This is a genomic window from Pontibacter sp. CAU 1760, from assembly GCF_054482735.1.
The window spans coordinates 65,284-78,944 of record NZ_JBTLRL010000004.1 but is presented as its reverse complement, the minus strand read 5'-3'; the positions used below and the strand labels follow the sequence as shown (position 1 = coordinate 78,944).

The 13,661-nt window shown below is 51.3% G+C and carries 12 protein-coding genes and 1 other RNA gene; 6 read left to right on the top strand and 7 right to left on the bottom strand.

Annotated elements, in window-relative coordinates; all coding sequences use genetic code 11:
• The 3 genes from ACXYMU_RS06910 (at window position 1) to ACXYMU_RS06900 (ending at window position 4,239) form a co-directional block, all read left to right on the top strand.
• On the top strand, window positions 1-1,284 hold the full coding sequence (locus tag ACXYMU_RS06910) for a hypothetical protein (protein WP_458985633.1): 1,284 nt from the start codon (window positions 1-3) through the stop codon (window positions 1,282-1,284).
• Window positions 1,285-1,297: 13 nt separating this feature from the next.
• Window positions 1,298-2,677, top strand: coding sequence for a DUF7033 domain-containing protein (locus ACXYMU_RS06905; protein WP_458985632.1), 1,380 nt, complete (start codon window positions 1,298-1,300; stop codon window positions 2,675-2,677).
• A gap of 77 nt (window positions 2,678-2,754) precedes the next feature.
• On the top strand, window positions 2,755-4,239 hold the full coding sequence (locus ACXYMU_RS06900; protein ID WP_458985631.1) for a lipopolysaccharide biosynthesis protein: 1,485 nt from the start codon (window positions 2,755-2,757) through the stop codon (window positions 4,237-4,239).
• Here the strand turns inward: ACXYMU_RS06900 and ACXYMU_RS06895 are convergent.
• Both ACXYMU_RS06895 and ACXYMU_RS06890 read right to left on the bottom strand, forming a co-directional pair.
• A complete protein-coding gene (locus ACXYMU_RS06895) occupies window positions 4,228-5,304 on the bottom strand; it encodes a Gfo/Idh/MocA family protein (RefSeq protein WP_458985630.1) in 1,077 nt (358 codons plus the stop codon). The two genes, ACXYMU_RS06900 and ACXYMU_RS06895, sit on opposite strands and share 12 nt — an antisense overlap.
• A complete protein-coding gene (locus ACXYMU_RS06890) occupies window positions 5,297-6,433 on the bottom strand; it encodes a DegT/DnrJ/EryC1/StrS family aminotransferase (RefSeq protein WP_458985629.1) in 1,137 nt (378 codons plus the stop codon). The genes ACXYMU_RS06895 and ACXYMU_RS06890 overlap by 8 nt, the downstream gene beginning before the upstream one ends.
• A 145-nt stretch (window positions 6,434-6,578) precedes the next feature.
• On the opposite strand from ACXYMU_RS06890, the gene ACXYMU_RS06885 reads away from it, so the two are divergent.
• On the top strand, window positions 6,579-7,241 hold the full coding sequence (locus ACXYMU_RS06885) for a hypothetical protein (RefSeq protein ID WP_458985628.1): 663 nt from the start codon (window positions 6,579-6,581) through the stop codon (window positions 7,239-7,241).
• 7 nt (window positions 7,242-7,248) lie between these two features.
• On the opposite strand, the gene ACXYMU_RS06880 is transcribed toward ACXYMU_RS06885, so the two are convergent.
• The 5 genes from ACXYMU_RS06880 to ffs all read right to left on the bottom strand — a co-directional run bounded on the left by ACXYMU_RS06880 (window position 7,249) and on the right by ffs (window position 10,039).
• Entirely contained in the window at window positions 7,249-8,142 is an 894-nt protein-coding gene (locus ACXYMU_RS06880; protein WP_458985627.1) for a glycosyltransferase family 2 protein, read from the bottom strand.
• Window positions 8,132-8,842, bottom strand: a complete 711-nt coding sequence (locus tag ACXYMU_RS06875; RefSeq protein WP_458985626.1) for a cell division ATP-binding protein FtsE — start codon at window positions 8,840-8,842, stop codon at window positions 8,132-8,134. Before ACXYMU_RS06875 ends, ACXYMU_RS06880 begins: the two co-directional genes overlap by 11 nt.
• Before the next feature lie 5 nt (window positions 8,843-8,847).
• Window positions 8,848-9,051, bottom strand: coding sequence for a fructose-6-phosphate aldolase (locus ACXYMU_RS06870; protein ID WP_458985625.1), 204 nt, complete (start codon window positions 9,049-9,051; stop codon window positions 8,848-8,850).
• 119 nt (window positions 9,052-9,170) lie between these two features.
• Entirely contained in the window at window positions 9,171-9,827 is a 657-nt protein-coding gene (gene fsa / locus ACXYMU_RS06865; protein ID WP_458985624.1) for a fructose-6-phosphate aldolase, read from the bottom strand.
• A gap of 112 nt (window positions 9,828-9,939) precedes the next feature.
• Window positions 9,940-10,039, bottom strand: an RNA gene (ffs, locus tag ACXYMU_RS06860) — signal recognition particle sRNA small type.
• A gap of 279 nt (window positions 10,040-10,318) precedes the next feature.
• On the opposite strand from ffs, the gene guaA reads away from it, so the two are divergent.
• Both guaA and ACXYMU_RS06850 read left to right on the top strand, forming a co-directional pair.
• The gene (gene guaA, locus ACXYMU_RS06855; RefSeq protein WP_458985623.1) at window positions 10,319-11,848 is read left to right on the top strand and encodes a glutamine-hydrolyzing GMP synthase; all 1,530 of its coding nucleotides are present in this window, start codon (window positions 10,319-10,321) and stop codon (window positions 11,846-11,848) included.
• Window positions 11,849-11,942: 94 nt separating this feature from the next.
• Complete coding sequence (locus tag ACXYMU_RS06850; protein WP_458985622.1) at window positions 11,943-13,640, top strand: ABC transporter substrate-binding protein; 1,698 nt, start codon at window positions 11,943-11,945, stop codon at window positions 13,638-13,640.
• Window positions 13,641-13,661 lie beyond the last annotated feature (21 nt).

The window sequence follows — 13,661 nt, the reverse complement described above, 5'->3', positions numbered from 1 at the left end:
ATGAAGAAATGGTACTACCTGTATAAACAGCTTCTCTACCTGCACTTTTCGAAAGGGTTCCTGAACCTGCCTGCCAGTGCCAAGAATGCCGCCTCGCCGCAGGCGTTGTGGAAACGTTTCGGGCGCGTGGTTGGCCATACCCTGCTGCGCCTCTTTGGCAATTTGCTGAAACAGGTGGAGCACCCCGACCAGCTACAGGGCAAGGTATGGCTATACGCCGTGAGCCAGAATAACGTGGACAGCCTTCGGTTTGTGGAGCAGGGGATACCAGAAGCTGTTTTTGTGGCTGGTCAGGGCAAGGATATCGGGAAGTACCACCATTCCATCGCGCGTCTCTCGCTCCGCCGCAAACTGCTGTATTATTATAAACTGCCGTATCTCCTGTTCCAGTTCCTGAAACACAACAGGGCCAGCACACTCCGTTTCTTCGATCTGCTCTACGACGCAGTTGGCTTTTATGAGGTTTACAGTCGAAAGCTGCAGCAATACCGGCCTATAGCTGTGGTGTTCGCAAACGACCACAATGCCGATGCCCGCGCCATGCTACTGGCAGCCAAGCATGCCGGTATTAAAACCATTTACCTGCAGCACGCCAGCGTTAGCGCCCTTTTCCCGCCGCTGGCCTACGACCTGAACCTGCTGGAAGGACAGGATTCGCTGGACAAATACCACTTGTGTGGCCAGGTACACGGTAAGGTGGAGTTGGTGGGGATGCCTAAAGCTGACCCTTTTGTGCCGTTACGTAACAAGCGCCAGGAAATCAAAACCGTGGGTATTGGCTGTAACCTCATGGACAACCTGCAAGAGGTAGAAGCCCTTCTGAAAAAATTGGCGACGTTTCTGCCAGGCATCCAGTTGATCGTGCGGCCTCACCCGCGTGACAGCCGTAGCTTCTTTTTCCTTCATGCCCTGGGCCCGCAGTTTCAGTTGTCTGATGGTAAAAAGGAGTCGACCTTTGAGTATCTACAACGGCTCGATGTGCAGATCAGCGGCAACTCCGGCATCCACCTGGAGGCGGTTCTGCTGAATGTCTGGTCTGTCTACTACAACTTTAACCACCAGGAGCAACTGCATGACTATTATGGCTTTATAAAACACGGATTGATTGATGAAGCGACCTCTGCTGAATCACTTTGCCAAACTTTGCAAGCACATCTGACAAGCAAGCCAACGGTGTACCTGCGTGCACACTATTTTAACGCGACTGTCGGGACAGACCATGACGGGAACAGCAGTGGCTTAGCCTTGCAACATATTCGAGGCTTCCTTCAATCAGAAAACTAGACTACCCACCTAAATGGAGCATCGGCTTGCCTATATTTTGCAGCATTTCTACATGGCTTATCCGCAGGCGCGTCATTTAAAAATCGCCTATGGCACTGACGCGTCAGCCACAGAGGCGAAGGTCACTGTCACAGCGTATAGCGGTGATTTTTTCAACGCGAGGCAAGCACACCCCAAGCATGTCATATGGAAAAACTCTCAAGGCGTCAGCCTTCCCTTTTTTTTCGATACTGATTCAGCTGAGGAGCTGGTGACTTTCCACACAGATGGCCGTACCCGGATCAACTACGACATCATTGCCAGTGCCTTTTACCTGCTAAGTGGGTGGCAGGAATACCATAGCCCCCGGCGCGATGCCTTTGGACGGTACCCCTACGCCGACAGCACGCAACATAGATATGGCATGGCAGAAGTGCCTGTGGTGAATTATTATTTCGAGCTGCTGCGCGAGACATTGGAACATGCCTATGGTGTGCAGTTGCAGGCTAAACGCTGGGGCAGTCATACCTTCGCCACATGCCTGACCTGTGATGTAGACCGCCTGCAAAGCGCCTGGAAAGTTGCCGGTTTACAAGCGCTTAAAAAGGGGCGCATCGCATCGACTGCATCGCTACTGGTAAAAAAAATGTTCCGCCAGGATGCTTGGGACAACCTGAACCAGGTGGCAGACACGGCTTCCCGGTTCGGGGCCAGACTCAGTTTCTTCTTTTTGCCTGTACGCCAAAAGGTGCACCGGCACCCCAACGCAGATTATTCGATCAAAAGCCCTGCTGTACAGGCCAAGATAAAGCATCTAGCGGCAAAAGGACACGAGATAGGCCTGCACAGCAGCTTCGGCACCGCCCTGGATTCCGACCAACTGCAGCGCGAGCAGAAGATGCTTCCGGTGCAAGTAAGCGGGAATCGCTTCCATTACCTTTGCCATAATCCTGAAATCACTCCCGAAGTTCTGGAAAAATGCCTGCTGGCTTATGACACCACCCTGGGGTTCGCTGAGCACATAGGGTTTCGGAACTCCTATTGCCTCCCCTTCTACCCTTTCGACTTCGGGAACAACAAGCCTTATACCTACCTTGAACTTCCGCTGCTGCTGATGGACACCACCCTGTATAATCCGAACTACATGCACCTAAGGCCATCGGAGGTAATGGAGAGGCTACAGCCCATGGTGCAGGAGGTGGCCAGGTTTAAAGGCATATGCACGCTGCTCTGGCACAATGAGAATTTCTCCAAGTACTCCGCCATACCCACCCCAGCCGGCGAGCCCATGTGGTGCGAGGTGCTTGCCCAACTACTGCGCTACCTCAAACAGCAAAGCACCGTGTTCTTAACATGCTCTGAGGCACTCGCACAGTTTCAAGAAGCGGTAATCAAGGACAAAAACTGTGGCTGATGCCTAGGACCTCGTACATATATTCTTCCTTTGATATGCTTAGAATAAGCTACATTTGCAGGTCTGAGCTATAGACCATGAGCAAACTACAGCGCGAAGGAATCTGGAATACCGTCATCTCGTATGCCGGCATCGTGATCGGTTACGTCAACACCATCCTGCTTTTCCCGAATTTCCTGGATGAGGCGGAAGTTGGCTTGACACGCCTGTTGCTGACTATTTCTGTGATGTTCTCGCAGTTTTCGGCGTTGGGCTTCGTGAACATGAGTGCGCGTTATTTCCCGTACTTCCGCGACAAGGAAAAGCAGCACAATGGTTTCCTGGCCTTGCTGCTGGCAGTACCCATGCTCGGCTTTGTGGTAGCTACAGGTGTATACCTCCTGCTAAAGCCCACCGTTATTGACTACTATGCGGCTAAGTCGCCGCTGTTCCTAGAGTACTTCTACTACATCATCCCGTTTGCCTTTTTTACGCTGCTCTACAACATGTTCACGGCGTATCTGCGCTCGCTGTACAAAACGATTATTTCCTCCTTTGTCCAGGATTTCCTGCTGCGCATCCTCACCACGCTGCTCATCACCGTGTACGCCTTGGGGTTGCTGGATTTCAAGCAGTTCATCCTGCTTTATATCGTCATCAACTCCCTCGGAACGCTGGTGCTGATCCTGTACACCATGTGGCTGAAGCAGTTTTTCCTGAAACCAAGCCTGGCCAGCCTCAGCATCATACCTGTGCGGGAACTGGTATATTATGGGTTCTTCACTTTTCTGGGCAACATCTCCACCACCATCATCACCACCATCGACCAGGTGATGATCAGTTCCTATAGCCTAAGTGCCAATGGTATCTATACCACGGCGTTCTTCATGACGAGTGCCATACTGGTGCCTGCCAAATCCATATTGAAGATAGCGTACCCGCAAGTGGCTGATTTCTGGAAAGACAATGACTTAGGGCGTATGGCTGCGCTGTATCAGAACGTGACGATGGTGAACCTGATCGTGGGCTTGCTGCTTTTCATCGGGCTTTGGGCTAACATCGACAATATTTACGCGTTCATGCCCGAAACTTACCGTGCGGGCAAGTACGTGGTGCTGTTCCTGTCTTTCGCCCGTATCGTGGACCTGGCCACTAGTTTGAACGGGGTGATTTTAGCGACTTCCGAGAAATACCGTTGGGATCTGGGCTTTAACATCGTTCTGGCGATCCTCACCATCTGGACCAACTGGTATTTTATACCACGCTACGGTATAAACGGGGCTGCTTTCGCCTCCATGCTGTCGTATACCCTAATGAATTTCGCCAGGCTCTTTTTTGTGCAGTGGGTCTATAAAATTCAGCCTTTCACGTGGGCTGCCGCAAAGCTACTGCTGATTGCTACCTCAGCTTTGGGAGCAGCATACCTCCTGCCATATCTCGGCAATGTATACCTCGACATTGCCGTGCGCTCCCTCCTGTTGGTAACCCTCTACGTGGGCTTAACCATGGGGCTTCATATTTACCCAGCCCTTAACGACTGGGCACGCAAAATGCTTGTTAAGTTCACGGGCCTACGCTTTTAGGGCTTTGCTTGTAGCGGGCTTTGTCAATTTATTGATTTCCCTGCCTGCATAAAACCTCTCTATTATCTCTACAACCTTCAAGCCATCGTGTGCGGATGTATCAGGTGTTTCCCGTAGCTGAAGCGTCCTGATCACGTTATCAAATACATACTGATGATTGGAGGCGCTGCCGGTATAAACACCATAATGGTTGGCAGGCAGGCTTGGCCTTAACGCCGGCATCTCATAGCCTTTGAGATGGCAGTGCTCCACCCGGTCCATGTACTGCCCGCCTACTTTGATGCTCCCGTGCTCGGCGATAATGATCATGCTGCTTTCCAGGTTCAGGGCATAAACGGCAGTGCTGAAGTTTAAGGTGCCTGTACCGCCATGTCTGAATTCGAACTGCAGAAAACCGCTGTCCTCAAACTCAGTAAGCTGTTGCTTCCTGAAATCCCTGAAGTGCCCCTGAATACCTGTCACATCGCCAAAAAGCCAGTGTAAGAGGTCCACGAAATGGCTGAACTGCGTGAACAGCGTGCCGCCATCCTGCTGCAGCTTACCACGCCAACTATCCCCGGTATAGTAGCGTTCGTCGCGGTTCCAGAAACAGTTCACCTGCACATGGAAAACCTGCCCCAGTAAGCCTTCGGTAATAATCCCTTTAAGCCACTGTGCCGGCGGACTGTAACGGTTCTGCATCACGCAGAAAATCTGCCGGTCGTGCTGCTCCGCTGTAGCGATCATTTCCAGGGCATGGGCAGAGCTTAAAGCCATCGGTTTCTCGCACACAACATGTAACCCGTGCTGCAAACCCAAAAGCGTATGCGGGTGATGCAGGAAATTGGGCGTGCATACGCATAACACATCGGCTGCCATGCCCGCGCTCAAAAATTCTTGGAGCGATGCAAAACGCCGGACACCCGGAAAGTCTGGAGCAGTATCATCCAGGAATCCGTCTTTGTTATCGATGAGGGCGACTAACGCCGCGTCTGTGCGCTGGGAAATGAGTGCGGCATGCCGTGATCCGATACGCCCTACCCCAATCACAGCAAACCGAACCGGCGTAGTTAGAGTATCAGGCATGCTGCTGAACATAATATATCACATGCTGACAAATGTATTCGAGTTGGTCATCCTTCAGCTCCGAATGCATCGGCAAAGACAGTACCTGCCGGCTAAGCGCCTCCGCTACCGGAAAGTCGCCTGCCTTGTAGCCAAGGTAAGCATAGGCAGCCTGTAAATGCAGGGGCTGCGGATAGTATACCATGCTCGGAATATGATGCTCCCGAAGGTACTCCTGCAAGCCATTCCGCATAGCACCTGGCACTTGAATGGTATACTGATGATAAACATGCGAGCTGTAGTCAGCCACAAGCGGCGTGTCTACTCCTGCAATGCCTGCCAAAGCTGCATCATATTTCGAAGCAATAACTTGGCGTGCGCTATTGTAAGCATCAATGTAGTTGATCTTAACCTCCAGCATGGCCGCCTGCAGCGTGTCCAGTCGGGAGTTAACCCCTACGCGCTCGTAGGTGTATTTTTCGGATTGCCCATGGTTGGTAATCTGGCGAATTCGGGAAGCCAACGCATCATCTTCGGTAAAAAGTGCGCCCCCGTCTCCCATACCGCCAAGTGGCTTGGAGGGGAAAAAAGACGTTGTGCCAATGTGCCCCAGGCTTCCGGCCCGCTGCTCTTCCCCGCTGCCGAACCTATAACTTGCGCCTAAAGACTGGGCATTATCCTCAATCACCGACAGCTGATGGGCCTGCGCCAGGTCAAGCAACTCCTGCATCGGAGCGCATTGCCCAAAAAGATGCACCGGCAAAATAGCCGCCGTAGCCTGCGTCAGGGCTTGCAGCACTGACGCAGGGTCTAAATTAAATGTATCCGGCAGCACATCTGCAAAAACTGGCTTTAAACCCAACAAGGCAACCACCTCTGCTGCAGACACATAATTAAAAGCAGGTACGATTACCTCAGCGCCTACAGGAAGGTCAAGTGCCATGAGGGCTATCTGTAAGGCATCCGTGCCGTTCGCACACGGGATTGCGTGCTTCACCTGCACATAAGCGGCTAATTTAGCTGCAAAACTCTCCACCTGCGGCCCGTTTACGAAGGCCATATTTTCCATTACAGCACTAAAAGCGGCATCTAACTCAGGCTTCAGTTTAGCATACTGCGCCTTCAGATCCACCATTTTTATGTCTTCCATTCTCTCTCCTGGTTACTGGGCTAAAGCAAATATAAGAAAAGGGATGCAATGTCTGCAGTGCCATCATTAGGACAGAAACAACCCTGCATGAAAACCCGGCATTTGGCTGCACCGTTAAAATTGCTGTATCCATACGAAATTTAAAATGCTACGAAAAACGACTTATACGCTATTGGCACTGGCAATGCCCCTCCTGTTCGCCTGCAACACCGACAGCAGCCAGGAAACGGAGCAACCGGACGCTGCCTATACCTCCTACCAGGAAATGGTAACCGATTTCCTGAACGATGATTCACTTTCTGAGACCCGCTACAGGGCCATGACCGGCTCAGACCTGGACAGCGCGGAGTGGGCAAAGCTCAAAGCAGCGCGTGAGCAGGAGTATCAACTGAAAAGCGAGCAGGTGCGAAAAAACCTGAGCCAGTACACCCCTGCCCAACAACAGGAGTTTGAAACCATGGAAAGCCGGTATAAACAGGAAGTAGCGAGCCAGGACAAGGCTTACGCTGAAGCCAGCCACCGGTATAAACTCCGCGAAAGGCTCCTGGGCCTGGAAATCAAACAAGATGATATGAGTACCATCGCAGCGGGTGAATTAGCCAACACTTACAAACGCTTCGTGGATGGCGTAGCCGGTAGCGCCGAGCAGTTTGAAACCCGCGACTGGAATTTAGTGGAGGGGTGGTGGAGTGCGTTGGGAAGCCGTTTTAACAGCTTAGAGGCAGACCTGACCGCACAGGCCAAGCGCGAGGTGGCACAGGCGCAACAACGTTATCAGCAAATCAGGAAACAGTACGCGGTACAGTGATTCGCTACTAGCGATTCTGCAGCTTCGTGAAGAGGTATAAACGGTACAGGTCGAAGCAAAGCAGGCTTGGATACGCAGACGAGAGGTTCTGCAGCACAAGCGGCTCTAGCCTAGAGAAAAATGCGGTGTAGATTCGGTTGACTTTGGCACTTTGCATCACCTGAAAGGTCTGGATGAGCTTGAGTTGGCGCAGTTCCTCTCCCGCTGCATACAATTGCACCAGGTTCTGTACGGCCTCCTGCGTTTTCTCAAGCAGCACCTCTGACTGCTCCAGCCCTATATGTAAAACGGGGTTTTCGATGTGTTTCACCGGAACCTGGCACGCCTGAAGCTCCTGGGCAAAAACGGTATCCTCATGGCCATACCCCGTTAAACTGGCTCGTAACGGGAATCTCAGAAACAGCTCTTTTTGGATCAGCGCATTGCAGAGGTAGATGTCCTTGTAAGGTGTTTGCTGCCGTTCTGCAGCGGAACGGGCGCCGCGCTGGCGGCCATATTTCCAGTGCAATCGGAAAGCGCGTTTGGGGGTGGCTGAGATGTAAGTTATCCCCCCCAGTACTACATCATGGGTCCCGGCTGCTTTCAGGTAATTGGCCAGGAAGTCATTTGAAACTGGCAGGCAATCATTATCCAACAGCAACAGGAAGTCATACCTGGCATCTTGCGCTAATGCGTTTCGTATGGCAGCACGGCCAATGTTAGAGGGGAGTTCATGATAGACAACGTCCGGGTGGTCCGCCAAGGCCTGGTTTAGCTTCTGAATATTGGGTTGGGAGGCATCGTCATACAATCTGATCTCATACTGCAGCGGCAGTTGCTGACACTGCGCCTGCAATTGCTTCACCAGGGCTGTTACATCCCGGTTGTAGACAGGTATGAGTATTGAGAGACTAGAAACCATTCATGAGCGTGAATTCCTGCACCCGCGAATCCAGCACTTTGCCTTGCGCGCACTTCAGAACGCGCTTTGGATAGCGGTTAATGATCTCGTAATTATGGGTCGCCATGAGCACGGCGGTACCGCTGTTGTTAATTTCCAGGAACAGGTTCATGATTTCGTCTGCCACCATCGGGTCGAGGTTACCGGTAGGCTCATCCGCAAAAAGTATGACAGGCTCGTTTAGCAAAGCCCGCGCAATAACCACGCGCTGTTGCTCCCCGCCAGACAGTTGGTGAGGCATTTTTGTGGCTGCCGAGTCCAGTCCCACGCGCATCAGCACCTCAGACAGGCGCTGCTTGATCTTGGATTTGTCTTTCCAGCCTGTTGCCCGCAGCACAAACTTTAGGTTATCGGACACGCTGCGGTCTATTAGTAACTGAAAATCCTGAAAGATTATACCAATTTTTCGCCGCAGGTAGGGCACCTGCTTACGGGGCAGCTTCGTCAGTTTAAAGTCTGCTATGCTGGCGTTTCCCGTCAGGAGCGGCAGGTCGGCGTACAGCGTTTTCAGCAGCGAGCTTTTGCCGCTGCCGGTTCTGCCCACCAGATACACAAATTCCCCTTTGTCAATATCAAAATTGACATTACTCAATATCGTGTTCACATCCTGGTAGATGGCCACTTCGCGCAGCGACACCACAGGGCTTGAGGAAAAATTCATGTTACCTATACTTCTAATTTTTGGAGCTTCCCAAACTCAAGGGAGTTGATGACCGCAGCCAGGGCATCCTCCTTCCCCTCCAATCCATAGCGATCGAGGTTCTTGAGTGGACGGTCGGCTCTGAAATAAGCGATTAAAACAAAGTTATCGTCGCGCAGCTGAATATAATCCGGGATCTTAGCCTTACCTTTTACTTTGATTATATACATTTTAAAAAATTACGAATTATAAATTATGAATTACGAATTAGGCCAGCTGCTCAAGAGGTATACCCCCGTGAACGGCATTGTGCCGTATATAATTCGTAACTCATAATTCGTAATTAATTTTATTTGTTGCCTTTGGCGTGGTCAGCTAGGAAGGTAGCCAATCCGCTGTCAGTCAGTGGGTGCTTCAACAGGCCAGTGATCACAGACAATGGGCAGGTAACAACATCGGCTCCGATCTCGGCACACTGCACCAGGTGCATTACGTGGCGCACAGAAGCTGCCAATACTTCGGTCTCATAACCGTAGTTGTCATAAATCTGAACAATCTGCTCGATCAAAGAAAGTCCGTTTGTGGAAACGTCGTCCAAGCGGCCAACAAATGGCGAAACGTACGTAGCACCAGCTTTAGCAGCCAACAAGGCCTGTCCGGCAGAGAATACCAGCGTACAGTTTGTTTTGATGCCTTTCTCGCTGAAATAGCGGATGGCCTTGATGCCCTCGCGGATCATCGGAACTTTCACGACGATATTTGGGTGCAGGTCAGCAAGGGCCTCACCTTCGCGCACTATTTCATCAAAAGTCGTCGCGATCACTTCTGCGCTGATGTCGCCATCCACAATCTCACAGATCTTTTTATAATGAGCCATTACATTGTCATGGCCGAAGATGCCCTCTTTTGCCATCAGGGACGGATTAGTGGTCACACCATCTAAGACTCCCAGGTCATGTGCTTCCTGAATATCGTTCAGGTTAGCTGTGTCAATAAAGAATTTCATAATTAATGAGATTAGATTAGTTCACAAATCTAACGCATTAATCGAGAATCAGGAAAGTAAAAGAGGGAAATTTGGGTGCAGGCAAGGCTGCTTTGGATTTGGATAGGGCAAAAAAAGTGGCAAACCGAACATCGCGCCGCTCTACCACCTACCCTTGCTACCTTCCGGTCCTGGGGGAGTTCAGCAGGAGCTGGCCGTGCCGATTTGCCGTTACAAAGGTACAAAAGAATCTATTCCACGCAAACATACCGCTGCAAAAAAAGTATCCTGAGGCAACTACAGCGCTTATCTCACAAGATATCAGCCTGTTAATTTTCTATAAAATTTCACCCCTGCTCGGTTATATGGTTGGCTTATCTACCCTTGCCTCTTTGGTGGTACGCGTGTGCGATAATTCGCACTTATTGCAGGGATGCGGCGGAAAACAGAATTTTGATGCGCCTTATACCCCGGAAAATTGGCAAAACTGTAAAAGCGGCTTAACTTTGCGCATGCCAGAAAAAATTCTCATCCTCGATTTCGGATCGCAGTACACCCAACTAATTGCCAGAAGGGTGCGCGAGCTAAACGTATATTGCGAAATATACCCCTACAATAATGTGCCAGCTCTGGAAGATGACGTGAAAGGCGTTATCTTTTCAGGTAGCCCCTGCTCTGTGCGGGACGCAGAGCACCCTGTCATCGACCTAAACCAGTATCTTGGCAAGCTGCCCGTATTAGGTGTGTGCTACGGCGCCCAGCTGATTGCCCAGGAAATGGGTGGTGAGGTGACACCCTCTACCATCCGGGAGTATGGCCGTGCCCGCCTAAGCGAGCTGCACAACGCCGACCGCCTGCTGAAAGAACTCACCCTGGGTTCTGTGGTATGGATGTCGCATGGCGATACCATTAAAGAAATTCCTGATAATATAGAAGTAATTGCCAGCACGGAGAGCGTGCGCGTAGCGGCCTATAAACTGCGTGACCAGGATACCTACGGAATCCAGTTTCACCCGGAGGTGACGCATTCGGATGAAGGAAAGACCTTGCTACGCAACTTCGTGGTGCAGATATGTGGCTGTCACCAGGACTGGACCTCCGAGCAATTTGTAGATAGCACCGTAGCCGCCCTGAAAGAGCAGATCGGCAATGACAAGGTAGTACTTGGCCTGTCGGGCGGTGTAGATTCCAGTGTGGCTGCCATGCTGATCCACCATGCCATCGGCAAAAACCTGTACTGCATCTTCGTAGATAACGGCCTGTTGCGCAAAGACGAGTTCGAAACCGTGCTCGATTCTTACAAGCACATGGGACTGAACGTGAAAGGCGTCAATTCAAAAGACAAATTCTATACTGCCTTGCAAGGATTGACTGACCCTGAGCTGAAGCGCAAAGCCATTGGCCGCGTGTTCATCGAGGTGTTTGACGATGAGGCGCACCAGATCGAAGACGTGAAATGGCTTGCCCAGGGCACCATATACCCAGACGTGATCGAGTCACTTAGCGTAAAAGGCCCTTCTGCCACCATCAAGTCGCACCATAACGTAGGCGGCCTTCCGGACTTCATGAAACTGCAGGTTGTAGAGCCCTTGAAGACGCTCTTTAAAGACGAGGTGCGTTTGGTCGGCAAGACCTTGAAGATAGACGACACGATTCTCGGCCGCCACCCTTTCCCGGGTCCGGGTCTGGCCATCCGTATCCTAAGCGACGTCACCCCGGAGAAAGTAAACATCTTGCAGCAGGTAGACCATATTTTCATCAGCAACCTGAAAAAGACAGGCTTGTACGATGATGTATGGCAGGCAGGCGCTATCCTTACACCGGTACAATCCGTAGGCGTTATGGGAGATGAGCGCACATACGAAAACGTGGTCGCTTTGCGCGCGGTAACAAGTGTGGATGGCATGACAGCCGACTGGAGCCGTCTGCCGTACGAATTCCTGGCAGATGTATCCAATGAGATCATCAACAAAGTTAAAGGGGTGAACCGCGTGGTGTACGACATCAGCTCGAAGCCCCCGGCTACGATTGAGTGGGAATAAGCATGATACTTGTATGACATGGGGGCAGGAGGGTTGAATCGGGAAGATCAGTTACTCCTGCCCTGATGTTTCAGATTAACAGACACAGAATGGTATGATTCCACGCTACTGGAAGATGAAAGCGGCAGGCTTGCTCCTGCTCGGTGCGCTGACGCTGCCTGCCCAGGCACAAGACGAAGCCACACGCTATAGTAACGGCAAGATACTGGTACAGCAACAGCGCTACGACCTGGCCATGGCTGAACTGCTTCCCCTCACAGATGCTAGCAGCCCTTATGCGCCGGAAGCGTCTTATTTCTATGCCTTAGCAGCACTTCGCAACAAGCAGCCGGACGTTGCTAACCAAATGCTTCAGCAATTGCAGAACCAGCACCCTAAATGGGAGGGCATGGCTGATGCCGACTACCTGCAGGCGAACGTGCTTTTTGAGCAAGAGGATTATGCACGCGCACTGAGCAGACTACAGGAGCTAAAGGGCAGCAACCTCGAAAAGGATGCAGAGGCCCTGAAGTATACGTACCTGCGCAACTTGAACAGCCGCCCTACATTTGAGCGCCTATTAAAGGAGCATCCATCGGACAAAGCAGTTGGGCGGATTTTTGCGGATAAACTGGTAGGCGGATGGTATCGGCTGCAGGACCGCCAGTTGCTCGAGGACCTCGTTTCGCGCTTTAACCTCGACCGTAACCGCTACTTAAGCAAGCAGGCCTTGAGTGGCAAAACACACCGGGTAGCGCTGCTCCTCCCCTTTCAACTGAGTCAAAACCTGTCGCAGACGGCCCGAAAGAACCAGTTTGTAACCGATATGTATGCCGGTATGAAACTGGCCCAGGACTCGCTAAAGCAACAGGGTATAAACGTCGAGTTATTTGCCTATGACACAGGCGCTGACACCTCCAGCGTGAAACGGGTGCTTGAACTGCCCGAGATGAAGCAAATGAGTCTTCTGATCGGCCCGGTGTTTAAATCCACTGCCAAAGTGGCTTCAAAGTTCGCTAACGAGCAAAACATCACCATCATTAACCCCTTGTCGCAAGACCTGGAAATGGTGCAGGGCCGAGACCATGTCTTTTTGTTTGAGTCGGCTGTTGCCACGCAGGCTCGGCAGGCCGCCACGTATGCCTACCAGAACTTTTCGCCTAAAACCGCGGCTATCTTGTTTGAGAACACAAAAGACGATACCACTTTTGCCTATCATTACAGGAAGCAGTTTCAAAAGCTAGGCGGCAAAGTTAAAGTGTACCGCAAGGTCAGTTCCCAGAATACAACAGCTACTGCCACCGCATTTAAAGGCATAAACCTGCAGGATATAGGCCATATGGCTGTATTCTCAGATAAAATGACAGCTGCCGTCAACGCCACTAGCTTGCTACAAAGCAAGGCTCCGAAAATGCCTTTGATTACCTATGATAAATGGCTGGACATCGGGCAGATTTCCCTGCGCCAATTGGACAACCTGGAAGTATACTTTATCAGTCCAAAGTACATCGACCAGCAGAACCCGGCTTACAAGTCGTTCCGGAAGGCGTACCTGAAGCAGTATAACCTCCCGCCCTCTATCTATGCGTATGCCGGCTTCGAGATGCTTTACTACTTCTCGACGATGCTGCAGCAGTACGGGCCACAGTTTGATCAGCAGATGATGCAGCTTGGCAATAAGCCGGGCGTATTATATGCTGGTTTTGGGTATGCTGCCCCAGACAAGCAGCAGCCTACAGCCAAAGACAATCAGTATGTTCCTATCCTTAAACTAGAAAACCTGCAACTACAAGTTGTAAACCCGGTTCTCTAGTTAACCACCTGAAGCATAAAC